The organism is Parafrigoribacterium mesophilum, assembly GCF_039652555.1.
Lineage (GTDB): Bacteria > Actinomycetota > Actinomycetes > Actinomycetales > Microbacteriaceae > Parafrigoribacterium > Parafrigoribacterium mesophilum.
Window position 1 is genome coordinate 1 of record NZ_JBDJAF010000009.1, and the last position, 22,654, is coordinate 22,654.

The 22,654-nt window shown below is 66.4% G+C and carries 20 protein-coding genes and 2 pseudogenes; 4 read left to right on the top strand and 18 right to left on the bottom strand.

The features are described from left to right. On the bottom strand, positions 1-1,578 hold a 1,578-nt coding region (locus ABFX56_RS15750), incomplete at its 3' end, for an ATP-binding protein (protein WP_346234316.1). Positions 1,579-1,655: 77 nt separating this feature from the next. Here ABFX56_RS15750 and ABFX56_RS15755 point away from each other — a divergent pair. After that, positions 1,656-2,474, top strand: a complete 819-nt coding sequence (locus ABFX56_RS15755) for a ParA family protein (RefSeq protein WP_346234334.1) — start codon at positions 1,656-1,658, stop codon at positions 2,472-2,474. Between the two features lie 314 nt (positions 2,475-2,788). On the opposite strand, the gene ABFX56_RS15760 is transcribed toward ABFX56_RS15755, so the two are convergent. The 4 genes and pseudogenes from ABFX56_RS15760 to ABFX56_RS15775 all read right to left on the bottom strand — a co-directional run. Continuing rightward, positions 2,789-3,337: a MerR family transcriptional regulator gene (locus tag ABFX56_RS15760; RefSeq protein ID WP_346234317.1), complete on the bottom strand. Its 549-nt coding sequence runs from the start codon at positions 3,335-3,337 to the stop codon at positions 2,789-2,791. 139 nt (positions 3,338-3,476) lie between these two features. Continuing rightward, positions 3,477-4,178, bottom strand: coding sequence for a transcriptional regulator FtsR (ftsR, locus tag ABFX56_RS15765; RefSeq protein ID WP_346234318.1), 702 nt, complete (start codon positions 4,176-4,178; stop codon positions 3,477-3,479). Then, positions 4,178-4,654, bottom strand: coding sequence for an FHA domain-containing protein (locus ABFX56_RS15770; RefSeq protein WP_346234335.1), 477 nt, complete (start codon positions 4,652-4,654; stop codon positions 4,178-4,180). Before ABFX56_RS15770 ends, ftsR begins: the two co-directional genes overlap by 1 nt. Positions 4,655-4,789: 135 nt before the next feature. After that, a pseudogene (locus tag ABFX56_RS15775) lies at positions 4,790-5,272 on the bottom strand (CDP-alcohol phosphatidyltransferase family protein); the annotation flags it as partial. Positions 5,273-5,379: 107 nt separating this feature from the next. On the opposite strand from ABFX56_RS15775, the gene ABFX56_RS15780 reads away from it, so the two are divergent. Further along, positions 5,380-6,030, top strand: coding sequence for a phosphoribosyltransferase (locus ABFX56_RS15780; RefSeq protein ID WP_346234319.1), 651 nt, complete (start codon positions 5,380-5,382; stop codon positions 6,028-6,030). Positions 6,031-6,046: 16 nt separating this feature from the next. On the opposite strand, the gene ABFX56_RS15785 is transcribed toward ABFX56_RS15780, so the two are convergent. The 3 genes from ABFX56_RS15785 to ABFX56_RS15795 all read right to left on the bottom strand — a co-directional run bounded on the left by ABFX56_RS15785 (position 6,047) and on the right by ABFX56_RS15795 (position 11,448). After that, complete coding sequence (locus ABFX56_RS15785; RefSeq protein ID WP_346234320.1) at positions 6,047-7,636, bottom strand: chitinase; 1,590 nt, start codon at positions 7,634-7,636, stop codon at positions 6,047-6,049. After that, the gene (locus tag ABFX56_RS15790; protein WP_346234321.1) at positions 7,633-9,927 is read right to left on the bottom strand and encodes a glycosyltransferase family 2 protein; all 2,295 of its coding nucleotides are present in this window, start codon (positions 9,925-9,927) and stop codon (positions 7,633-7,635) included. The genes ABFX56_RS15785 and ABFX56_RS15790 overlap by 4 nt, the downstream gene beginning before the upstream one ends. 216 nt (positions 9,928-10,143) lie before the next feature. After that, positions 10,144-11,448 carry a winged helix DNA-binding domain-containing protein gene (locus ABFX56_RS15795; protein ID WP_346234322.1) on the bottom strand — a complete coding sequence of 435 codons (1,305 nt, stop codon included), beginning with the start codon at positions 11,446-11,448 and terminating at the stop codon, positions 10,144-10,146. A gap of 160 nt (positions 11,449-11,608) precedes the next feature. On the opposite strand from ABFX56_RS15795, the pseudogene ABFX56_RS15800 reads away from it, so the two are divergent. Further along, positions 11,609-11,907: pseudogene (locus tag ABFX56_RS15800) on the top strand (DUF503 domain-containing protein). 19 nt (positions 11,908-11,926) lie between these two features. Here ABFX56_RS15800 and ABFX56_RS15805 read toward each other — a convergent pair. The 10 genes from ABFX56_RS15805 to ABFX56_RS15850 all read right to left on the bottom strand — a co-directional run bounded on the left by ABFX56_RS15805 (position 11,927) and on the right by ABFX56_RS15850 (position 21,101). Beyond that, positions 11,927-12,751 carry a CPBP family glutamic-type intramembrane protease gene (locus ABFX56_RS15805; protein WP_346234323.1) on the bottom strand — a complete coding sequence of 275 codons (825 nt, stop codon included), beginning with the start codon at positions 12,749-12,751 and terminating at the stop codon, positions 11,927-11,929. Between the two features lie 182 nt (positions 12,752-12,933). Continuing rightward, on the bottom strand, positions 12,934-13,437 hold the full coding sequence (gene mnhG / locus ABFX56_RS15810; RefSeq protein ID WP_346234324.1) for a monovalent cation/H(+) antiporter subunit G: 504 nt from the start codon (positions 13,435-13,437) through the stop codon (positions 12,934-12,936). Beyond that, positions 13,434-13,700 carry an MrpF/PhaF family protein gene (locus tag ABFX56_RS15815; RefSeq protein ID WP_346234325.1) on the bottom strand — a complete coding sequence of 89 codons (267 nt, stop codon included), beginning with the start codon at positions 13,698-13,700 and terminating at the stop codon, positions 13,434-13,436. Before ABFX56_RS15815 ends, mnhG begins: the two co-directional genes overlap by 4 nt. Next, the gene (locus ABFX56_RS15820; RefSeq protein ID WP_346234326.1) at positions 13,697-14,308 is read right to left on the bottom strand and encodes a Na+/H+ antiporter subunit E; all 612 of its coding nucleotides are present in this window, start codon (positions 14,306-14,308) and stop codon (positions 13,697-13,699) included. The genes ABFX56_RS15815 and ABFX56_RS15820 overlap by 4 nt, the downstream gene beginning before the upstream one ends. Next, positions 14,305-15,861 carry a Na+/H+ antiporter subunit D gene (locus tag ABFX56_RS15825; RefSeq protein ID WP_346234327.1) on the bottom strand — a complete coding sequence of 519 codons (1,557 nt, stop codon included), beginning with the start codon at positions 15,859-15,861 and terminating at the stop codon, positions 14,305-14,307. Before ABFX56_RS15825 ends, ABFX56_RS15820 begins: the two co-directional genes overlap by 4 nt. Then, positions 15,858-16,436 carry a Na(+)/H(+) antiporter subunit C gene (locus ABFX56_RS15830; RefSeq protein ID WP_346234328.1) on the bottom strand — a complete coding sequence of 193 codons (579 nt, stop codon included), beginning with the start codon at positions 16,434-16,436 and terminating at the stop codon, positions 15,858-15,860. Before ABFX56_RS15830 ends, ABFX56_RS15825 begins: the two co-directional genes overlap by 4 nt. Beyond that, positions 16,433-19,345 (bottom strand): Na+/H+ antiporter subunit A, encoded by a 2,913-nt coding sequence (locus ABFX56_RS15835; protein ID WP_346234329.1) that lies wholly within the window; start codon positions 19,343-19,345, stop codon positions 16,433-16,435. The genes ABFX56_RS15830 and ABFX56_RS15835 overlap by 4 nt, the downstream gene beginning before the upstream one ends. A gap of 71 nt (positions 19,346-19,416) precedes the next feature. Further along, complete coding sequence (locus ABFX56_RS15840; RefSeq protein WP_346234330.1) at positions 19,417-19,707, bottom strand: cation:proton antiporter regulatory subunit; 291 nt, start codon at positions 19,705-19,707, stop codon at positions 19,417-19,419. A 293-nt stretch (positions 19,708-20,000) separates the two neighbouring features. Further along, on the bottom strand, positions 20,001-20,552 hold the full coding sequence (locus tag ABFX56_RS15845; protein WP_346234331.1) for a DUF1697 domain-containing protein: 552 nt from the start codon (positions 20,550-20,552) through the stop codon (positions 20,001-20,003). A gap of 36 nt (positions 20,553-20,588) precedes the next feature. Next, positions 20,589-21,101 carry a mycothiol transferase gene (locus tag ABFX56_RS15850; RefSeq protein WP_346234332.1) on the bottom strand — a complete coding sequence of 171 codons (513 nt, stop codon included), beginning with the start codon at positions 21,099-21,101 and terminating at the stop codon, positions 20,589-20,591. 97 nt (positions 21,102-21,198) lie between these two features. Between ABFX56_RS15850 and ABFX56_RS15855 the strand changes: the two genes are divergently transcribed. Then, a complete protein-coding gene (locus ABFX56_RS15855; protein ID WP_346234333.1) occupies positions 21,199-22,560 on the top strand; it encodes a flavin monoamine oxidase family protein in 1,362 nt (453 codons plus the stop codon). Positions 22,561-22,654 lie beyond the last annotated feature (94 nt).

The following is a 22,654-nucleotide window of genomic DNA, read 5'->3' on the forward strand; positions in this document are numbered from 1 at the left end:
CTGTCGACGCAGCGCCGCCGCAAAGCCCTCTGGACCAAGTTCGAGCAGCCGCTGGCGGGACCCGGCCGGTGCGGGCTGGGCCAGATCGATCACCGGAAGCTTGAACGCGGGCCGGACGATGCCGGCGCCGTCGCCGTACGGCTGGTTCACCGTGACGTCGGCCAACCAGGTGAGGATCTTCGTGCCCCGGTCCTTGGACGGCTGCGCCTTGACCAGGTCGGGGCGCTCGTCGATGAACGAGGTGCTCAGGTCGCCGGCTTCGAAGGTCGGGTCGTCGAGCACCGCCTGCAGGAACGGGATGTTGGTGGAGACGCCGCGGATGCGGAACTCGGCCAGCCCGCGCTTGGCCCGCGCCACGGCGGCGGCGAAGTCGCGGCCGTGGCAGGTCATCTTGACCAGCATCGAGTCGAAGTGCGGGCTGATCCGGGTGCCGGGGGCGATGGTGCCGCCATCCAGGCGGATGCCGCCGCCGCCGGGCGAGCGATAGGTGGTGATCTTGCCGGTGTCCGGGCGGAATCCGTCGGCGGGGTCTTCGGTGGTGATACGGCACTGCAACGCCGCTCCGCGCAGGTGCAGGTCCTCCTGCCGCAGCCCCAGCTCGCCCAGGCGCTGCCCGAATGCGATGCGCATCTGGGCCTGCACCAGGTCGACGTCGGTGACCTCCTCGGTGACGGTGTGCTCCACCTGGATGCGCGGGTTCATCTCGATGAACACGTGCTGGCCGGCCCGCTCCCCCACCGTGTCGACAAGAAACTCGACGGTGCCGGCGTTGACGTAGTCGATGGACTTCGCGAAGGCGATGGCGTCGCGGTACAGCGCCTGCCGGATGCTGTCTTCGAGGTTGGGGGCGGGCGCGATCTCGACGACCTTCTGGTTGCGTCGCTGCACCGAGCAGTCCCGCTCGAACAGGTGCACGGTCTCGCCGGCGCCATCGGCGAGGATCTGCACCTCGACGTGCCTGGGGCGTAGCACCGCCTGTTCGATGAACATGGTCGGGTCGCCGAAGGCGCTGTCGGCCTCGCGCATGGCCTCTTCCAGGGCACCGCGCAACTCGTCCTTGGAGTCGACCCTGCGCATCCCCCGGCCACCGCCGCCGGCGACGGCCTTGGCGAAGACGGGGTACCCGATCGCGTCGGCGCCGGCAACCAGTTCGTCGATGTCTTTGGAGGCGGGCGTGGACGCCAACACCGGCACTCCGGCGGCGCGCGCGTGCGTCTTGGCGGTTACCTTGTTGCCGGCCATTTGCAGGACTTTTTCGCTCGGCCCGATGAAGGTGATGCCGGCGGCAGTGGCCGCGGCGGCGAGTTCAGGGTTCTCGGAGAGGAATCCGTAGCCGGGGTAGATCGCATCCGCCCCACAGTCCTTGGCGACCCGAATGATCTCGGAGACGTCGAGGTAGGCACGCACCGGATGCCCGACGGTTCCGATCTGGTAGGCCTCGTCCGCCTTGAGGCGATGCAGTGAGTTGCGATCCTCATACGGGAACACTGCGACGGTGCGCGCACCGAGCTCAAAGGCTGCACGGAAGGCACGGATGGCGATTTCGCCGCGGTTGGCCACCAGAATTTTCTTGAACATCGAGCCCTTCTGTTTATGGTCCGGCGCACCGCCGGCGGTTAGGCGCTTTCAGGATACCGAAGGTAGTGTCTCTACTTGTGCATGTACTCAGCGTCAGCTCCCTCAAGGGAGGAGTGGGCAAGACCACTGTGACGCTCGGCTTGGCCTCGGCGGCGTTCTCGAAACGGCTCCGCACGCTGGTCGTGGATCTGGATCCGCAGTCGGACGTCTCGACCGGAATGGACATCAACATCGCCGGCCACCTCAATGTCGCCGATGTGCTGGCCAATCCGAAGGAGAAGGTCGTACGGGCCGCGATCGCGCCGAGCGGTTGGACCAAGGGCCGCTCCGGCACCATCGACGTGATGATCGGCAGCCCCGCGGCCATCAATTTCGACGGCCCGCATCCGACCGTGCGTGAAATCTGGAAGCTCGAGGAGGCCCTGGCCAACGTCGAGTCCGACTATGACCTCGTGCTGATCGACTGCGCCCCCTCGCTGAACGCGCTCACCCGCACCGCGTGGGCGGCCAGCGACCGCGTCACCGTGGTCACCGAGCCGGGACTGTTCTCCGTCGCCGCCGCCGACCGGGCCCTGCGGGCCATCGAGGAGATCCGCCGCGGACTGTCGCCGCGGCTGCAGCCGCTGGGCATCATCGTGAACCGCACGAGGGTGCAGTCCCTGGAACACCAGTTCCGGATCAAGGAGTTGCGGGACATGTTCGGCCCGCTCGTGCTGAGCCCGCAACTGCCGGAGCGCACGTCACTGCAGCAGGCGCAGGGCGCCGCGAAACCGCTGCACATCTGGCCTGGTGAAGCCGCGCAGGAGATGTCGCACGCGTTCGACCTGTTGCTGGAACGCGTGATGCGTGCGGCGAAGATCCCTGACCCGAGCACCCAGGCCGTCGGCGCCCGGTAGCATCCGCCCGCGCCCGTCCCGGCGCATCCGGCTGTCGGCACCATCCGGCCCGCGCATCCGGCACCAGCATCCAGCCCCAGCATCCGGCGCTCGGCACGTCCCGTTTCACGGAGTTCTTGCATCCGAGGGCCCCGGATGCCTGACCACGGATGCCCGGAAGTCAAAATCTCCTTGAAACGGGATTAAGAACGGGGCTAAGGGCGGGGAGCAGGCAGACGAACTTCGACGGCGGAAGAGGTGACTAGCTGGCGCGCCGGGGGGCGAGGTGACTAGCTGACTAGCTGGCACGCCGGGGGGGCGAGGTGACTAGGTGACTAGCTGGCGCGGCTGGAGCGCCGGGCGGCGAGTTCGTCGGCGGCATCCGGCTGCTGGGCGTCGAACTCCACCAGGCTGCTCTCCACTTCGCGCAGCACCTTGCCCACTGCGATGCCGAACACGCCCTGGCCGCGGCTGACCAGGTCGATGACCTCGTCGTCGGAGGTGCACAAGTAAACGCTCGCGCCATCGCTCATCAACGTGGTCTGGGCCAGGTCGTTGACGCCTGCCTCACGCAGTTGGTTGACGGCGGTGCGGATCTGCTGTAGCGAGATTCCGGTGTCCAGCAGGCGCTTGACCAGTTTGAGAACCAGGATGTCGCGGAAGCCATAGAGCCGCTGCGAACCCGATCCGGATGCCGTGCGTACGGTCGGTTCGACCAACTGGGTGCGGGCCCAGTAGTCCAATTGCCGGTAGCTGATGCCGGCGGCACGGGCCGCAATGGCACCGCGGTACCCCGAGGTGTCGTCCAGGTCGGGAAGTCCATCGGTGAAAAGCAGACCGAGGTTGTAACGGGAGTCTTCGCTTCGACTGCTGGGTTCGTTCATCGCGATGCCTTCCCCCTTCTTCGATGCGGGTGCCCGCGACTCAACGGTACCCGTGGCTCAGGCCGCAATCAATCACATCCGCCAAGCGCATCGTGGCGTGTCGTGAAGGCGGATCACCGCCGAGTCTACTGGGCGGCCTTCACTGGTCCAAGCGGGACAGCGCGGAACGGATCAAGCTGCCGCGCACGATCTCCAACTGGCCGACGATCTCACGGGCCAGCTCGCTCGCTTTGGCCCGGCTGGAGGGATCTTTGCGACGCGCCACCGGGATCAATGCGCTTTCGATGAGGCCCAGTTCCCGTTCAGCCGACGCCCGGAATCCGCGCAAATGCCGAGGCTCGATGCCGGAACGCTGCAGTTCCGCGAGGGCGCGCAACACGGCCAGCACGTCCTCGCCGTACCACTCGGCCGGAAGGATCAGGGACGCGGACACGGCGTCGTTGAGCAGCTGCGGCGACGCCCCGGCCTCGCGGATCAGTTCGTCGCGTTGCAGCCGCCGCTCGTTCGAGAGGATGGAACCCGGCGCGACGGTGGCGCGGCCGGGCAGCTCCGGCGTCCTGCCGGCATCCAGTTCGTCCAAATAGCCGCGGATGACCTTGAGCGGCAGGTAGTGTTCGCGCTGCATCGTGAGCACGAAACGCAACCGGTCCAGGTCAGCGGCGGAGAACTTGCGGTATCCGGATTCGGTGCGTGCCGGCGAGATCAGCCGACGCTCCTCGAGGAACCGCAATTTGGAGGGGGTGAGATCGGGGAAATCCGCCGTGAGCCTCGCCAGCACCTGCCCGATGCTCAGAAGAGGAGCGGCGCGGCTGGAATGTGCCTGCGCCGCGGATCGGCCCACTATTTGCTCGCCAGGTTGGCGAGGTCGACTCGTGACGCATAGAACGTGAGCCGGAACTTGCCGATCTGCACCTCCGCACCATCACTCAGTGCCGCGGATTCGATCCGCACGCCGTCGAAGTATGTGCCGTTCAACGAGCCGAGATCCTTGATCTCAAACTGGCTGCCGTGACGCAGGAACTCCGAGTGCCTGCGTGAGACGGTGACATCGTCGAGGAAGATATCCGCGTTCGGGTGACGTCCGGCCGTGGTCACATCGGAATCCAGCAAGAAACGGGCTCCCACGTTCGGACCGCGCCGCACCACGAGCAACGCCGAACGGGAGGGCAGGGCGGAGATGGCCTCCTGCTCTTCGGCCGAAACCGCGCCGTCCAAATTGGCCAGCTGGGCTTCGAATTCCGCAGTGAAATGACTTGTGGTCGCGGGATCGTGAGGCTCGTCCTGATGACGCGGATCCTGGTTTTCGGAATCAACCATCGTGTCCCTCCCTTGGTGTCCCAGCGTATCCGATTCGTGGGGTGAGTCTTCCCGGGAAATTCGGATGATCCGGCGCGCCTCGACGAGGTAAATACCGCCGGCCCACCAGTAGAGGAACGCGCCCCACAGCGCGAACGCCCAGCCGGTCGGCGCCACCACGGTCGCCGCCGCCGGAAATGCCTGGGCCGCCATGAACAGCGGCAGGGCGAGAAGCAGACAGAAAGTCGCCATCTTGCCGAGGTTGTGCACCGGGATCGGGCCGTACCCGAAATTGGCCAGGATAATGCCCAAGAACAGCAGCACGACATCCCGACCGACGACGACGGCCAGCAGCCACCAGGGGATGATGCCACGCACGGCCAAGCCGATCAGCGTGGTGAAGATGAAGATGCGGTCGGCGGCGGGATCCAGCAGCTGCCCGAGCCGGGACACCTGACCCAACTTGCGCGCCAGTATCCCATCCAGATAGTCCGTGACGCTGGAGAGCACCAGAACGGCCAGGGCGAGGAGGTCCCTGCCCTCGAGCAGCAGCACGAGGAACACGGGGATGAGAGCCAGTCTCGCCACGCTCAACACGTTCGGAATCGTGAGGATGCGCGAACTGACTTGATTCCTCATCTTTGCGTCCACAGTGGTCGAGTCTAATCACACCGCTGGTCGCCGACGGTGCCGGGATCGGGCGGTGGGACCTGCCGCCGCCCTTGCGCCAATCGGGGTCGAGTCGGATGCTGGACCCGGAGGTGCGCATGCTCTTCGCCGACCGATCGGATGCCGGGCGTCAGCTCGCGCATCGCCTGGAACATCTCCGCGGCCGGGACCTCGTGGTACTCGGATTGCCGCGCGGCGGAGTACCGGTCGCATACGAGGTGGCGACGGCGCTGGCGGCACCGCTGGACGTCGTCGTGATCAGAAAACTGGGTGCTCCGTTCAACTCGGAGTTCGCGATCGGCGCGATCGGTGAGGGTGTGCGGGTAGTCGACGAGGCCGCACTGCGGCAGCTGGGCGTCAGCGACAACCAGCTGATCGAGGTCGAATCGCGGGAACAAGCTGAACTTGAGCGGCGCATCCAGCGGTTCCGCGGTTCCGCCGAGCGCATGGACCTCACCGGACGGGTCGCCGTCATCGTCGATGACGGCATAGCCACAGGTTCCACGGCGCTGGCGGCCTGCCGCGTGGTGCGGGCGCTGGGTGCCAGTGAGATCGTGCTTGCGGTGCCGGTGGCACCGCCAGACTGGACCGACCGTTTCGGCGATGCGGCGGACGAGTACGTGTGCCTGGAAACACCGCGAGGCTTCTTCGCCGTCGGGCAGTGGTACACCAACTTCACGCAGACCTCGGACGATGAGGTGATGGCGCTGCTGGCCCGGTCGCACTGACATCTGGCGGTGCAGGCTAGCCATCGTTGTCGACCTGCCGGATCTGGTCGGCCGTGAGCGGTGCCCATGGTGAGCTGTCCGGGTTGGCGGAGGCCGCCTCAGGGCTCTCCGCCTGGTTCCACCACTTCGCCTCGAAGGGAATCCCGTCTTGGAGAACGCGGACGCCTTTCTCGTACACCGCCGTCCCCGTCCACTCCGGGTAGGTTCCCGGCGGCAAGGTGGGAACCTTGATGGGTCTCTCACCGGGCAGCACCGGGCCGATCAGCGACCAGGGCGTCTCCCACGCGTTGAGCACGGGATTGTCGGGAAGGTCACCCCTGGTCCACCATTTCGCAACATAGACGTTGCGGTGCCAGACCACCTTGGTGCCCTCGAGATAGGAGGACTCCGCCGCCCACACCGGATAGGGGCTGGTCGCCGGATCGTCAACGATCTCGCGAGGTGCCACCGTCTCGGCCGATGTCACCTTCGCGGCGGCCGGCGCCATCCGTCCGTGCAGATCTGCGGCGAGCAGACTGGCGAACCGGCGCTCACCCTGGTTCACCCCGCTGCAGGCATCCGAGACCCGGGTGAGGTCGACGTAGTTGGGGCCGCAGGTGATGTCCCGGTTCAACGACCACATGGACACCCGTCCCAGCCCGTGGTCGCGGGCGAAGGCGTTGAGCGCCGTGGCGGCGTCAAGCCCGAAGACCTCGGCCGGCACATCGTTTTGGCCGATCATCGGCGTCGCCCCGACCTTCGACCAGAGAGTCTCGTCGGACAGCGTCGTGCCGGCCCGGTCGTAAAGCACCCCCAACTGCCGTTGCGTCGAGGTGAGAGCCTCGGTCGTCGCCTTCAGCAGGCCGTGGTCCGGCTTCGTGGCGGCACCGTAGTTCATGACCATCGCGTTGACTCCGGCGAGGTCGACCCCGGCGGTCAGCAGGTCTGCGACGGCGACTTGGCCGGCCTCGGTGAGGCCGGTGGGCGCGACCGGCAGGGTGAGCCACACCGCGAGCGGTTTGCCGGCGGCGCGACGATCCGATTGCAACTTCTGGATCGCCTTGGCTCGACGCACTCCGGCGGCACGGTCGTTGAGGTTGGCGCCCTCGATGTCGAGGTCGATGGTCGCCACGTCGTAACGGTCGATGACGTCCGAGTATGCCGCGAGGAGCCTGCCGTCGTCGGTGCAGCCGGTGGCGAGTTCATCGTTGAGCTGACCGCCGAAGGACACCGCGATCGCCCCGCCCTGTTGTTCCAGGCGGGCGATCTTGCGATCCAGGTCCAAGCCGACTGATGCCTCATCCAGTGTGAACGCGGTGCCCCAACTGGGCGTACAGGCATCATCCTTCGAACTGACGATGAACGAGAGCACCACATCCCGCCCAGCCGGCGTCGCCGGCGCCTCGAACGCGAAGGTCGGAGTGGCCGTCACATCGGCGTATCCGGCGAACCATGGCTCCGAAGCGTGGGCGGCGGTTGAGGAACTCCACCACTGAAACCCGGCCGTTCCACCCGCCGTCAACGCGCACACGGCCGCAACAGCGATGAAGACCCTGAGCAGCGACAACCGGCGGGGCGGTTCGGTGTTCTCCCCAGGCGAGGATTCCAGTTCGGGTAGCCGGTTCATGCGGACATCCTCTGCTCACTCGTGGTGCGGGCCGCAACGGTCAGCGCGTCACCCGACGTGGCACCGCAGAACTCACCGTGATAGAGCACGCTCTGCCAATCGAGCACCGGGACGGCGGCAGCGGCCTGCACCCGCGGACGGCGCGGCTTCCGCTCGACGAACAGCCATCGGGTGACTCCGACGGCAAGGTCGACGATGGAATTGCCGATTCCGATGTAGGCGACGATCGCCCAGGCGGCGAGCGTGGCGTTCAGCGCGGCGAAGGCGGCATTCCCCCAGTTCTGAGCCAGCACATCGCGCCAGCCGGTGAGCACCGAAAATGCCACGATGAGCAGCGGCGCCAGCACGTAGACCGGTGCGGTCGCGGTACGGTTTCGCACCTTGGGGGTGCGGGCGAAGGGGATTTTCCGGCCGGTGATCGCCTGCTGCAGGGACCCCAGCACCCCGGCCAGATTGACCGGAAGGAGGATGAGATTGAACCCGTAGATGCGGAAGATATCGGTGAACCGGTATCCGCAGGATTTCAGATCGCTGCCCATCGCCAAGAAATACGGCAGTGCTGCGATGAGCACGATCGGGCTCAGCAGTCGGCTGTCATACGGATACACCAGCAGAAAGACCAGCCCGAAGCTCGCCCAGGCGATCGAGGCCATGTAGTTGATTCGCAACAGTAATTCCACCGTGGGGACTCGTTCGCCCAGGCGCCGTCGTTCGCTGGCTTGACGCCAGAGCTTCGGCAAGATCAACAGGCCGCCGTTCGCCCACCGTCGGCGCTGCACGATCAGCGATCCGAAATCGGGCGGGGTCGCGCTATAACTGAGCCGCTCCGGGTAGTTCACGAGGCTCCAGCCGTGCGTGCCCAGGTCGACACTGGATTCGGTGTCTTCGATCACCGTGCGGTCCTGCACGTACCGGCGTACCTCGAAGCCGCCGACCATCTCCTTTTCGACGATGTCTTCGAGCGCGCGCTTGCGGATGACGGCGTTCGCACCCACCCAAAAAGTCGCGCCGAAGTGCGACATTCCCTGGTGCAAGATGTGCTGCAGGTCTGTCGTGGCGCCTGCGAGGCGCTCAATCCTCGTTCCCGCGCCCCGGAACGACGAGTATGGCGTCTGCGTGACGGCCACTCGCGCGTTGTCCGGTTGTTCCAGGAGGTACACCAGGCGCAGGCAGTAGTCGCGAAGCAGGATGGAGTCGGCGTCGAGGGTGAGCAGGTACTCGGAGTCGGGTATCGTCAGGTCCCCGTGCCGGGGATCGTCGGTCGGACGAAGCAGGAAACCGTCTGGCGTTGATTCCTCCCGATAGGTGCCGCCCATCAGTCCGATGTACGCGTTCAGGTTCATCGCTTTGTTGGCTTCGTGTGACAACGACACGTACAGTTTGCGCTCGAAGGTGGTCAGCTCGGCAGTGAATGTCCACACCAGTCGCTGATGCAACTCGTTCATCCGCTCCCATGCCGGCGTGGACCCCTCGCTCGCCGCCACGATCAATGCCTCCGCGATGAGACCGAATTCGCTCGCGAGTCCTCGGAGGACCTGTTCCACGAAGAACTCATCGACGTGGTCGGACACGGTCTCCCGCGCGGCCATGTCGTCGAGCCAGTCGGCGCACCATCGGTATTCGGCGGCCAGGGCCCGCACGCTGGCGAGGTCCACCGCCCGGTCCTCACCCGCCCGCCGCTCGAATCGTAGCCTGGCCTGTGTCACGTGGTCGCGGGGTTCGATCAACGCGGCGTCGATTTCAGCGGCAAGGACCCGCGACCGAGAAAGCTGATCGAGCGCGATCGGATCGGTGGGCCGGGGTGGATCGTCCACGAGAAGGACGACGCGCATCGAGGGGTACTCCTGGAGCGCCGCCGACCACAGCGTGGCCCGGACGACATCTGCCTCCTCGCGGTACGAGGGCACCAGCACGGTGATCGATGACGCATTCCTCGAGAAGTGACGATCAAGCTCCGCTCGGGGCACCCGCACGTGAGCACGGAACCGCTGCAGCGCCCCCTGCCGTGCGATGAGGTACATCAGCGCGGAGAACGTGAGGAATGTGACAACGACAAGGTAGAAGATGGCCTCCATGGTGAAGCGGAAGCTTCCCGCGCCGCTCTCCATCACTTCCCGGATGATGGTCGAAATCACATAGGCGACCCAGGCGATCACCGTCACCACGATGCCGAGTCGTCCGAATGTGATCGCCCGATCACTCGGGGACAGGTGCATCGTCGGCAGCGGGGTTGAGCGGCGCTCCGCCCCCCATTGTCGTTTTCGGGCAGGCGCGGGTGTCGTCGGAATCATCGGGAACCTCGGCGGGGCCAGCGCGTTTCGGGTCACGCTGTCGGGTAAACCCCTTCGCCGGAGCCTACAGCAAATCGTCCGAAAAGTCCCCCGTTCGGTGGACTGTTGCTGTACCCCATTAGGAGGACATCCGGATGCGGATCAGGAACCGCACTGGCTGCTGCGTCTCCGGCAGGCAGAGCGTGCGGGTGCGGCCGGGGTCAGCCGGGCGCACCGTCAGCCGGAATGATTCAGCTGCAGTCCCACGAAGCCGGCGTAATCAGCTGCCGCGCGGGCGAATCCGGCGGCTTCCTCGGCGGTGAGCCGCTCGAACGGTTCAGCGCTCAGATCCACCGCGGTGGTATTCCTGGCGCGGTGCCAGGTGCCGATGATCCGCCCGTGCGACACCATCACCGGATAGAAGATGCCGTTGCCGCCCGGCACAATCCGGTTCGCGTGCTCAAACGGGAGGGCATGGGAGCGGTCCTGGTAGCCGAGCAGAAACTCGTCGAACCCGGGCAGCAGGTGCACCCCCGACTTCGCCGGAGCCTTCGATGCGGCCGGCCGGCTCGCCGACATCCAATATTCCCCTCCCCCGCAGTGCACGGCGCCCAGTTCGTCGCGGGCGGCGGCGAGTCCTTGCCTCGCATCCGCCATGGTCAGTTTGGACCACCACGCGAAGTCCTTGATGGTGGCCGGGCCGTGGCCGCGGAAGTAGCCGAGGGCGAACCTGCGCAGCGCCTCGGTGTTGTCCACCTCCTCGTTGGGCGGCGCCCACTCGTCGAGCAGCACCATGGCCTGCCCGGTGCGGCGCGGCGGACCCCAGCAGATGAGGCCGATCTGCGCCAGGTACCAGATGATGTGGTAGCCGCGCTGACCGGTCGTGGTGATACCGGCGTCTTCGAGCACCGCGAGGAATTCGGCGCGGGTGGCGGCGCCGCCGCCGGCCAGTTCGGTGCGGGCGAGATCGGCCGACCGGTCGAGGGTGTCCTGGTCGAGATCGAGTTGTCGTTGCCGGGTGGCAGCCGAGGCCAGAGTGCGCGATGCCGTGAGTTGCAGCATCCAACGCAGGTCGTCCGGCGCCACGAAGTGCAGGGTGCCCCGCATCGGCCAGGACCGCACGACGCTGCCCCGGGCAAGTTCTGCGAGCACCTGCTCCCGGGTGGTGCCCGGCGCGCGCACGCCGAGGGCCCACAGACCCTGCCCGAAATCCTGCGCCTGCATGGCGAGCAGGTGCCGGACGACGTCGGCCACGCCGGTGCCGGCTGCCGCCGTCGGGGCGATCCACTGGCTCGCGAGCCGCAGCCCCAGCAGCTCGGCCCTGTCGATCTCGAGCGCGTGAGTGCCTGCATCGACCTCGGCCGTGCCGGTCCCGTCTGCATCGACTTCGGCCGTGCCGGTCCCGTCCGTATCGACTTCGGCCGTGCCGGTCCGGTCCGTATCGGCTTCGGCCGTGCCGGTCCGGTCCGCATCGACTTCGGCCGAAGTTGTCGGGGCAGTGTCTTCCTGGGCCGTGTGACTCGGGCCCTTCTGCGGTGCCATCCCCTCAGTATCGCGGCACCCTCCGACACCGCTCAACCCGCCCCGCCCGCCCCGTTTCAAGGAGAATCTGTCACTCGAGCCCCGGTTTTCGGGCATCCAGGCCGGTCGGATGCAGAAACTCCGTGAGACGGGATGCGAGTGCGGATGTCACGATGGAGGGATGTGGGTCGGCTGGATCGAATTCGACATTCTGCTGGGTGATGTGCGCTCCTGAAGCAGAAGCGTTCCGTGGTGCGTCCCCTGGTCGCCGAGTTGCGCCGGAGGTTCCAACTCAGCGTGGCGGAGGTGGGCGAACTCGAACTGCACCGGCGCACCGTGATCGGGCTGGCCGCCGTCGCATCCGCCCGGACCCACATCGTCGCGTTGCTCGACCAGGTGGAACGGTTCGTCACACAGCGGCCGGAGGTCGAGCTGCTGTCTGCCCGCCGTCGGCTGCACGCCTCACACGACGAGACCTAACGGCCGCTTTGCCTCCGGTTCAGTACAGGAACACCGGCAGCCAGTCCCGGTTGTGTGCGTGCACGAGGGCGAGGAAGAGTACCAAGTCGAAGATCAGGTGCACTGACACCACGTAGGTCAGCGACTTGGTGAGCTTAAAGGTGTAGCCCTGCAGCATCGCGAACGGGAAGGTGAGCAGCGGCCCCCAACTCTCGTAGCCGATCTCCCAGAGGAACGAGGAGAAGATCACGGCCTGCAGGATGTTGGCGAGCCAGTCTGGAAAATGGTGCCGCAGCAGTGTGAAGGTGGTGCAGACGAAGAATAGCTCGTCCCAGATCCCGACCGTGTTGACCCCGATGAAGAGGCGGGCGAAGACGCTGGGATCGGATGCGTCCGGCCAGTTCCGATACACCCCGGTGCTGATCAGATAAAACGGCAGGATGAAATACCCGAGCGCCACGACGCCGATGAGGTACAGCTTCGCCACGGTGGGCCAGCGCCGTCCGGTGAGCACCGGGAAACGCACGAGGTGATCGCGGTAACCGAACCGTGACACGACGTACGGCACCAGCACCGCCAGGGCGAGCGCGCCGCCCATGAGCAGCATGTGCCGGATGCTGAGATCGGCGTTCAGGGGAACCGCACTGATGATGACCAGGCCGGCTGCGATGAGTGCGAGGTGGCCGGCGAACGGCCGGTCGACCACCAACGCGACGATCACGCTGGTCACGAGCGTGGCGTAGCCGGCCAGATTGAACTCGAATCCGAACAGCAGCACCGCCGACGCCGACAGCAGCACGGCCGGCACCAGCTTCCAACTGAGCGCCTGTCGAGCAGGAACCGTGGCGGTGGATGCCTGCGTCACCCTCCCAGTGTCGTCCGCGCCGCCTTCTGATTCAACCGGCCAGCGTTCCCCGTCGCACCCATCTCACGGAGTTTCTGTCTCCGAGGCCCGTATTGGCGAGCATCCGGCGTCTGAAATGCAAAAACTCCTTGAAACGGGTGGATCAGGCGCGGGTGAGGATGCCAGCGACGAAGGCTGCTCCGTTACGGACGATCGCTTTCCGCGGCGCTTGAGCCGCCGGTGGGGTCCGGCGGGCCGTCGAGGCGGGATTCCGAACGGTCGTTACGGTCACCGGGGCGGGCAGTGGGGTGTCCGGACGCGGGGTCAGCATCATTACTCTCCGCGTCAGCCTGCTCGCGCTGAGCTTGTTCGATCGCCTGGGCGAGTTCGTCCACGAGCAATGATCCGGGCGCGACGACACCGCTGCGGTACCCGGCCCGGCCGATCATGTGGGCGGAGATCGGCGCCGTCATCATCTGGAACAGCAGGAGTGTCACCAGCATCAAAATCGTCGGCAGGCGGCGATCTTGCACCGCGATCGCGAGCAGGATGAAGACCAGGCCCAGGATCTGCGGCTTCGTGGTGGCATGCATGCGCGCGATAGCGTCGGGAAAACGGATCAGGCCAACCCCGGCGGCCAGCGACAGGAACGCCCCGAGGAGCAGAAACACCGCGGTGGGCACGTCAAGAACCACATCGAAGGTCATTTGTGGCCGCTCCTCGACACGTACCGGGCGACCACGACCGAACCCAGGAACGCCGTGGCCGCCAGCACCAGCATCGCCGCCAGATTCCGCGTGTGCGCGTGGTACACCATCTCGGCGCCCATCGCACAGATGATCGTCGTGAGCAGCATGTCGGATGCGATCATCCGGTCCAGGATCGACGGCCCCCGCGCGATTCGGTACAGCGCCATCCCGGCGGCCGCAGTCAGCATGACTCCGAGACCCACGAACACCCACTCGGTCATCGGTCCGCCCCGTTCCCCTGAATCCGCCTCAGATCCGTTCTCGACCCGATGGCGCGAACAATGCGCGCTTCAACGACCAGCACCTTCCTGCGCATCAGCTCAACATCGCCGGTCGTCCGGGTGGCAAAGGTGTGCAGGTACAGGATGGATCGCTCCCGATCGGCCTCCACCACCAGCGAGCCGGGTACCAGCGACATGGCGATCGCATCCAGGGTCATGATCAGGTCGGAACGCGTTCTCAACTGGATGCCGATCACCGACGAGCGTGGGATGGGCCGCGGGTCCAGCGCTTGGAACGCCACGGTGAACGAGGCGACCGCGACGTCGAGAAAAAAGTGCGCGAGAAAAACGATCGTGTACCAGAGATTGATCCGGCCGGACAGGTCGACCGGCGGCAGGTAGAACACCCGGGTCACCAGGATCGCGACGATCACGCCGGTGACGAAGCTAAGCCAGGTAGCCTGGCCCCACAGCACCATCCACAGCAGCACCAGTCCGATGAGCAGCGGCAATTGCTGCCAGAGTCGTCCGCGAAGCTCTCTCCTGTCGGCTTTGCCGGTGCGGCCTTCGTGCTCGCCGGCCACCTCGTCCCGGTCCTGGTCGTTCATTTCGACGCCCCGGTGAACACGGTCGTGATGTAATACTCGGGTCCGGTGATGTTGTCTCCGGCACGCGAACTCAGGTCATACAGCGGCGCAGCGAACACCGTGAGGGCGACGCTGACCGCGACCATGGCGGCTGTGGCTCCCACCATGATGCGTGGGATGCTGCGAGCCGGCTTCACCTCGGCCGACCCGGCGATGGTCGGGAGCACCGGCAGCGGATGCTCATAGCCCGCCACTTCCTCCACGTCGCGCCAAAACGTCATGCCCCACGCACGCGCGAGCGCATACAGGGTGAGCAAGGCGACCAGTGCCCCGCTGCCGATGAGCATCCACGCGAGGAAGGAACCGGACTGCGCTCCCGCTTCAAACAACGCGAGCTTTCCGAGGAACCCCGAGAACGGCGGGATCCCGCCCAGACTCAACATCGGAATGAAGAACAGGACGCCGATCACCGGCGACGCTTTCAACAGGCCGCCGAGCCGGTTGATGCTGGTCGTGCCGCCTTGGCGTTCCACCAGCCCAGTCGCCAGGAACAGGGTGGTCTGCACGGTGATGTGGTGCACGATGTAGTAGGTCGCGGCGGAGAGCCCGGCGACGGTGCCGAGCCCGATGCCGAACAGCATGTAGCCGATGTGACTCACCAGGGTGAACGACAACAGCCGTTTGATGTCCGACTGCGCGACCGCGCCCAGGATTCCGACGATCATCGTCAACGCGGCGACGATCAGAATCGGGGTGTTCAATTCGTCTCCGGGGAAGATGATCATCTCGGTGCGCATGATCGCGTACACGCCCACCTTGGTGAGCAGCCCGGCGAACACGGCGGTGACCGGCGCGGGGGCGGTCGGGTACGAGTCCGGCAGCCAGAACGACAGCGGGAACACGGCCGCCTTGATGCCGAACGCGAGAAGCAGCATGACGTGCAGAATCAGCTGCACGTCCGGTGGCAGGTCGGCGAGCCGCACGGACAGCTGGGCGATGTTCACCGTGCCGGTGGCGCCGTAAATCATGGCAATGGCGGCCAGGAAAATCACGGACGAGACGAGGCTGACCACGATGTAGGTGATTCCGGCCCGAATGCGCAGCTCGGTGCCGCCCACCGTGATGAGCACATAGCTGGCCACCAGCAGAATCTCGAAACTCACATACAGGTTGAACAGGTCGCCGGCGATGAACGCGTTGAAGACGCCGGTCGCCAAAATCAGGTAGGTCGGGTAGTAGATCGACACCGGGGTCTCGCGATCGCCATCGGCAAGCCCCTGACCCACCGAGAACACCAGCACCGCCAGCAGCACGGCGGCCGAGACCACCAGCAGCAGGGCCGCCAACCGGTCGACGACCAGCACGATGCCGAACGGCGCGCTCCACCCGCCGATCTCCACGGCAATGGCACCACTGCGGTCGACGGCCACCAATAGGGCAACGCCAATCACCAAGACGGCGGTGAGCACGCTGACCGCGATCGCGGTTTGCACGCGCGGATGCTTCGCCTGGGTCAACGCGACGGCGGCGCCCAGCAACGGCAACAGAACCACGAGCGGCATCAACACGGTCATGGATGCTCCTCCGGCCGGTCCCGCGTTGCGCGGCGCTGCTCGGCCTGACGTTGCTCGGCCCGCAACTGCTCGGTGCGCAATTGCTCGGCCAGCTGCTCCGCGACGCTCTCCTGCTCTTCCAGCCGTTCCAGTTCCGCCAGGTCGAGCGCGGTGGAGACGGCGGCCGCCGCGCGCGTTCCGAACTCAGTGTCTTCGCCGGCGACATCACGTTCCGCCACCACGGAGGCCCTGCGCCGACCGACCTCCACGTCTTCGGTGTCATCGTGAACGACATCCAGATGGGCCAAGCGCCAGGAGCGGTAGATGAGTGCCATCAGAAACGCGGACACCCCGAACGTGATGACGATGGAGGTCAGCATGAAGGCGTGCGGCAGCGGATCGGCCAGTCGTCCGGTTTCACCGTAGAACGGCGCGACGCCCGCGCGACCGGAGATGACGAGGATGAGGAGGTTCGTCGCATTGCCAACCAGGAGAAAGCCGAGTAACACGCGGGTCATGCTGCGCTCCAGCAGCAGATACACACCGGCCGCGTACAGCACGGCCATCACTGCGACCAGGGTCAGGGAGACGCTCATATCGTGCTCCCGCTTTCGAGTTCTTCCGATGCATCCTCCTGCTGGCGGTCAACCTCGGCGCCCAGGCTGCGCAGCACGTCGAGCACCATGCCGATCACGACCAGGTAGACCCCGACGTCGAAAACCGTCGAGGTCGTGAACTCCAGGTGCCCCAGCACCGGAACCGTCGCCTCGAACCAGGTCGAGGTGAGCGCGTGCTCGCCGAACAGCAGCGGAGCGGTTGCCGTGCCCGCCGCGAGGATGAGGCCGGCGCCCAGCAGCTTCCCGGCATCCAGCGGTGCGGCCGCCCCCAACTCGTAACGGCCTCCAGCGAGGTATCGCCCAGCGAGCGCCAGTCCCGCGACAAGCCCGCCGGCGAAACCACCGCCCGGCAGGTTATGGCCGGTGAAGAGGATGTACACCGAGAGCACCACCACGGCGTGAAACAGCAGACGGATGACCACCTCGAGCAGGATCGAGCGGTTCTCCGGAGCGAGCTTGCGGCCGGCCAGCAGCCAGGCGTTGCGGGTGGACGGATCCTGAACGCCGGGGACGTACTCGGCGGCGACGGTCTCTCGCATCGGTCGCAACCGTGCTCGCAGCGTGCGCCGGCGGCGGTGGTCCGGCACCCGCGGCAGATTGTCGGTTCTGCTGCGCAGGAAGACCAGGCTGGCGACACCGGTGGCCGCCGCGATCAGGACGGAGAGTTCGCCCAGGGTGTCCCAGCCGCGGATGTCGACGAGCACGACGTTGACGACGTTGTTGCCGTGCCCGAATTCGTGGGCCAGGTCGGGCAGGGCCAGCGAGATGGGCGAGGCGGTTCTGGCGCCCAGGGCGACAACGGCCACCGCGGCCATCACCAGTCCGACGGCGGCGCCGACAACGGCTCGGACGACCCGGTGTGCGCTGCCGTGTTCCTGCCCGAGCCTGGCGGGCAGGCGGCGGAGAACCAGAACAAAAGCGATGAGCGTGACGGTTTCCACGAGCACCTGGGTGAGCGCGAGATCCGGCGCCCCATGGAAGGCAAACAGTGCCGCCATACCGTACCCGGTCACGCCGACCAACAGCGCCGCTGAGAATCGCTTGCCTGCCCGGACCAAGGCGACGGCGGCGACCGCCATGATCGCGCCGGCCGCGAGTTGCGCTGGGCTGTCGAACAACAACACCTCGTCGGGCCAAGTTCGGTTCAACGCGAGCGTCGTCCCGACCGACCCGACCATGACGAGCAGGATCACACCCAGGTAGAACGGCAGTGAACCGCGCTGAGTCGTCGCAGTCACCCGGCCGGCGACGCGGTCGAGCGCCCGCATCAGCTTCCGGTACAACTCGCTCGAGTCCACGATGGCCGGAACACGCGATTGACCTGCGAAGACCGGGGTGCGCGCCAGGAACATGGCCACCCCGCCAAGGACCGTGAGCGTAGAAACGATCAACGCAGAATCGACGCCGTGCCACATGGCGAGAACGTAGTCCTGGTGGGCGGGTGGGAACAGCGCAGAATAGCCGGCCAGCACCGTGCCGACGGCACCGAACAGCGGCGCCAGGGCGATCCCGGCGACGGCCAGAAGTCCTGGCGAGAACAGGAACCACACGCTCTCGTGCACGGGACGAACCTTTTCGACGTCGCGTTTGCGAGCGAAGGCTCCCCACAGGAACCGTGCGCTGTACGCCACTGTGAGGGTGGACCCGAGTGCGACGCCCACCACGATGATCCATCCGACGGTCGAACCGGAGGTCGCATCCTCCAGCAAAGCGGTGAGCACCGCTTCTTTGGCAACGAATCCTGCGGTGAGCGGAAGTCCGGCCATGGACAGGGTCGCCAAGACCGCGATCGCGGTCACAAAGGGTGCCTCCCTGCCCAGACCACTGAGCTTGCGCAGATCGCGCGTTCCGGCACGGTGGTCGACGATGCCGACAATAAGGAAAAGGGCCGCCTTGAACAGTGCGTGCGCGAGCAGGAGCGCGAGCCCAGCGAGGGCGGCCGTGCGCGTTCCGAAGCTTACGACCACGACGAGGAATCCGAGCTGGCTGACGGTGCCGTACGCCAGTAGCAGCTTGAGGTCGAACTGGGTGAGCGCCCGCCAGCCGCCGACCAGCATGGTGAACACCCCGAGGCTGAGCAGAAGCGGATGCCACCCCGGCGTATCGCCGAAACCCGGCGCCAGTCGCGCGATGAGGTAAATTCCGGCCTGCACCATTGCCGCGGCGTGCAGGTATGCGCTCACCGGGGTGGGCGCCGCCATCGCCGCGGGCAGCCAGAAATGGAACGGGATGATCGCGGATTTGCTGAGCGCCCCGACCAGGATCAGCATGATGGCAATGGTTACCGCCGTCCCGTGCGGGGCAAGACCGAGCAGTTTGGTCAGGCTGGCGGTTCCGGCGGCTTGCGCCAACAGGACAAGCCCGACCAGCATGGCCAGGCCGCCGGCGGTTGTGACGATCAGCGCCTGCAGTGCGGCACCGCGGCTGGCCAGGCGGCCGGTGTAGTGGCCGATCAGAAGATAGGAGAAAACGCTGGTGGCTTCCCAGAACAGGAACAGCAGGTACACGTTGTCGGCGATGACCAGCCCGTACATGCCTCCGGTGAAGGCCAGCAACGAGGACGCAAACCGGCCAAGGCCGTGCTCGGACGCGGCGAAGTACGTCGTGCAGTAGAGAATCACCAGCGCGCCGACGCCCGTGACGATGAGCGCGAGCAACCAGGACAGCGCATCCACGCGGACGCTCAGGTCCAGTTGCAACTGCGGAATCCAGGGCACGGCCTCCACCGCGGCGTGACCGGCGCTGACTGTCGGTGTCTGAGTCAGGGTGAGAACGAACGCCGCAGCAGGGACGAGAGCGACGAGCGGGAATATCCGAACGCCCAGCGCGCGCGTTACTGCAGGAACGACCAGCGAAACGAGCCCGAACGCCACGAGGAATGCAAGCACGGTTCCTCCCGGAGCGTCGGTTCTATCACGGGTAAATCAGATCGAAGCGAACCGGTGTCAGCGAAGGCCCATCATCCTTCTTCCCTGGTGATCTGCGTGAACCGACGTTCGAGGTCGGCCAATCGATCGGGGATGGGCCGGCTGTGCAGCATGTTGGCGACCTGGTCGGCTTCGTCTTCATCAAGGTCGATCGTTGCCAAGTGTTCGTCGGAGATGGACGAGTCCTGGCCGGTCAACGGTCCGTAAATGAACAACTTCCGGCTCCCGGACGGCTCCTCAAGCACCCCGAAATGTTCGCCGCTGCGAGTGACGCAGTGATGCATCATTCCTGCACCGGGTACCGACGTGTGAGTGATCTCCATGACGGATGCTGCTCCGTTTCTCTCCGGGGCGACAGCGGTTACTTGCAGCTTACTGCCCCCCTAGGAAGTTCTGGCTGGACATTCCCTCAGTCGGCGGGACCGAAGCCGCCGGGCACGTCTACCGGTCGCCCCGCATCCTGTCCCGTTTCACGGAGATTCTGTCTGCGCACCCCGTTTTGGCAGGCATCCCGGTGTCCTAGATACAAAATCTCCGTGAAACGGGATCAGGCGGCGGGGAACAGGGAGGTGCGGCTCGGAGCAGGGAGGTACGGCGGGGAACATTGGGGAGAGAATTACGCGGTGGCGAGTTTCTCCACCGTGCGCAGGTTGCGCGTGGTGATGTACGGCGTGAACCGGGACTTGGCGAGCAGCTTTGCGAACGGGCTGTTCAGCGTGGATCCACGCGGCACCCGCCAGTACAGCACCCCGTCCCCGGATGCGATCGACTCCTCCTCCTGGGTCAGGCTCCCGGAGGAGGCGAGCAGTTCCGCGGCGACGTTCTCGTCGGAGGAGAACACGACATACGGATGGTGGGTGTCGTCGGCGCGCGCGAACGGGTACCCCGCCGCGATCCGCGCCATCCGCTCCCCCGACACGAGCACGATCCACGCGTCGTACCCGAACGCTTGCTGGAGGGCCAACTCGATGCGGCCCTTCAGGTCCGCAAGCCCCGCGGATGCGATGCCGTCCGTTGCGTCGAACGCCACGTTGCCGCTCGCGAGCACGGTGCGCACCCCGGTGAACCCCTGCTCGGCGAAGGTCGCGGCGAGCGGCGCGCTCTTCACAGTGATCCCGCCCACATTGACGCCGCGTAGCAGCGCGATCATTCTGGCCGTGTGTGTCATCGGGCCGACACTCATTTCGGTTGAGCGACCCCGCCGTCAGCGGCGGGTCACCATTCGGGCCACGAATGCCGCCTGACCGACGTGCTGCAGGTCGTCGGCGATCACACTGACCAGACGCACCCCGAGGGTCACCGGCGGGTCCCAGCTGGTGTCGACGATGCGGCTCAGGTCCGGATCGCTCAGCCCATGAATGAACCGCACGGTGCGGTCATGAACGGCCTCGTGGTAGCCGATGAGCAGCTCCGCGGTGAGACCGACGACCTGCGCGACCTCCTTCGAGGACTGACCGAACCCGGTGGCGTCGGCCGGAAATGGCAGCCCGAAACGCTCGAACCAGCCGGCATCGGTCCACACCTGGTCGCTGTCCGCGACCTCGGCGACGTGATCGTCCTGCACCCGGGTGAGGTGCCAGATCAGCCAGCCGATCGAGTTCGCGCCATCGTCGACCCGAACCGCGAGGTCGTCGGGGGTCAAGCCCCTGACGACGCGGCGCACCGCGCCCCGGATGCGTCCGAAGCCGTCGACGAGCAAGTCGATACTGGTGGTCATGGTCCCATCCTCTCTCCATCAGCGCACCGATGCGGGAACTGATCGGGTCAGGAAAGTGCTTCTGGTCACGGGTCGTCGTCGTGGCTAGCCTGGACCCATGTCCCGCACGGACGTCATCGTAGTGGGTGCCGGGCTGGCGGGCCTGTCGGCGGCCCGCACCCTCGCCGCCGCCGGGCGCACGGTGACCGTACTGGAGGCCAGAGACCGGGTCGGTGGCCGCACCGAGAACGGAACGTTCGCCGACGGGCAGTGGATCGAACTGGGCGGCCAGTGGATCGGCGCCACCCAGAACCGCATGCACGAACTCGTGGCCGCCCTCGGACTCCAGACCTTCCCGACGTACAACGACGGCCGGTTGGTGCTCCAGATGCTGGGGAAACGCAGCCTCATGGGCTCGGAGAAGACGGCAACGCCCAAACTCGGTCCGTTCGCGCTGGCCGATCTCGCCCACGGGATGTCGAGGTTCGGCAAGCTGGCCGCATCCGTCGATGTGGATCAGCCGTGGCGCACCCGGCGTGCCGCGTCGCTTGATGGGCAGACCTTCCGCACCTGGATCCGTCGCACGCTGCGCACCCGGGCCGGGCGCGCCTACTTTCGGATTTTCTGTGAGGCAGTGTTCGCCGCGGATCCCGCCGACCTCTCGGTGCTGCACGCGCTCTTTTATGCGAAATCCGGCGGCGACATGGAGACCCTCATGGCGGTGGCCGAGGGGGCGCAACAGGACCGCATCGTCGGCGGGTCGGCGCTGATCGGCGAGCGGATGGCGCAGGAACTGGGCGACCGGGTCGCCCTCGCCTCCCCGGTGCGCGGCATCCGTGCTGTCGGTGACGGCGTGATGGTGGTCACCCGCGACGGCGCCGAGCACGGTGCCAGCCGCGTGATCGTGACCCTGCCACCGACGCTGGCCGGCCGGCTCGAATACGACCCGGTTCTGCCGAGCTGGCGCGATCAGCTGACCCAGCGGGTGCCGGCGGGTTCGGTGATCAAAATGTGTCTGGCGTACGACCGGCCGTTCTGGCGAGAGCGCGGGCTGAACGGCCAGGCCGCGTCGGACGCCGGCCCGGTCAAGGTGACGTTCGACAACACGCCGCCTGGATACGACCGCGGAGTCCTGCTGGGCTTCATCGAAGGCAACGAGGCCCGCCGGTGGGCGCGCCGCAGCCCCGGCGACCGCAAGGAAGCCTTCGTTCGCTGCCTGGTGCGCTATTTCGGCGAGGAGGCAGCGCATCCGCAGGAGTTTCTCGAGCGGGACTGGATGGCGGAGGAATTCAGCCGCGGCTGTTACGGCGCCCACTTTGCGCCCGGCGTGTGGACCGGCTACGGTCGTGCGCTCACCGAACCGATCGGACCGATTCACTGGGCCGGCACGGAGTGCTCCCCGGCGTGGAACGGCTACATGGAGGGAGCGGTGCGCTCGGGCGAAACGACGGCACGGGTGGTGCTCGGCGAGCTGACCTAGCTGTACTGCCCAGGGAGGTTGGTTAACCGGGTGATGGGTGGTTTGGCTCCGGTGGCGGTGTGGGGCCTGTGGTGATTGTATTCGTGGAGCCAGG

Coding starts and splice junctions, on each gene's coding strand:
- ABFX56_RS15760 (WP_346234317.1), bottom strand. CDS start 3,337: ATGAACGAACCCAGCAGTCGAAGCGAAGACTCCCGTTACAACCTCGGT.
- ABFX56_RS15770 (WP_346234335.1), bottom strand. CDS start 4,654: ATGGTTGATTCCGAAAACCAGGATCCGCGTCATCAGGACGAGCCTCAC.
- ABFX56_RS15780 (WP_346234319.1), top strand. CDS start 5,380: ATGCTGGACCCGGAGGTGCGCATGCTCTTCGCCGACCGATCGGATGCC.
- ABFX56_RS15785 (WP_346234320.1), bottom strand. CDS start 7,636: ATGAACCGGCTACCCGAACTGGAATCCTCGCCTGGGGAGAACACCGAA.
- ABFX56_RS15790 (WP_346234321.1), bottom strand. CDS start 9,927: ATGATTCCGACGACACCCGCGCCTGCCCGAAAACGACAATGGGGGGCG.
- ABFX56_RS15795 (WP_346234322.1), bottom strand. CDS start 11,448: ATGGCACCGCAGAAGGGCCCGAGTCACACGGCCCAGGAAGACACTGCC.
- mnhG (WP_346234324.1), bottom strand. CDS start 13,437: ATGACCTTCGATGTGGTTCTTGACGTGCCCACCGCGGTGTTTCTGCTC.
- ABFX56_RS15815 (WP_346234325.1), bottom strand. CDS start 13,700: ATGACCGAGTGGGTGTTCGTGGGTCTCGGAGTCATGCTGACTGCGGCC.
- ABFX56_RS15820 (WP_346234326.1), bottom strand. CDS start 14,308: ATGAACGACCAGGACCGGGACGAGGTGGCCGGCGAGCACGAAGGCCGC.
- ABFX56_RS15825 (WP_346234327.1), bottom strand. CDS start 15,861: ATGACCGTGTTGATGCCGCTCGTGGTTCTGTTGCCGTTGCTGGGCGCC.
- ABFX56_RS15830 (WP_346234328.1), bottom strand. CDS start 16,436: ATGAGCGTCTCCCTGACCCTGGTCGCAGTGATGGCCGTGCTGTACGCG.
- ABFX56_RS15840 (WP_346234330.1), bottom strand. CDS start 19,707: ATGGAGATCACTCACACGTCGGTACCCGGTGCAGGAATGATGCATCAC.
- ABFX56_RS15845 (WP_346234331.1), bottom strand. CDS start 20,552: ATGACACACACGGCCAGAATGATCGCGCTGCTACGCGGCGTCAATGTG.
- ABFX56_RS15850 (WP_346234332.1), bottom strand. CDS start 21,101: ATGACCACCAGTATCGACTTGCTCGTCGACGGCTTCGGACGCATCCGG.
- ABFX56_RS15855 (WP_346234333.1), top strand. CDS start 21,199: ATGTCCCGCACGGACGTCATCGTAGTGGGTGCCGGGCTGGCGGGCCTG.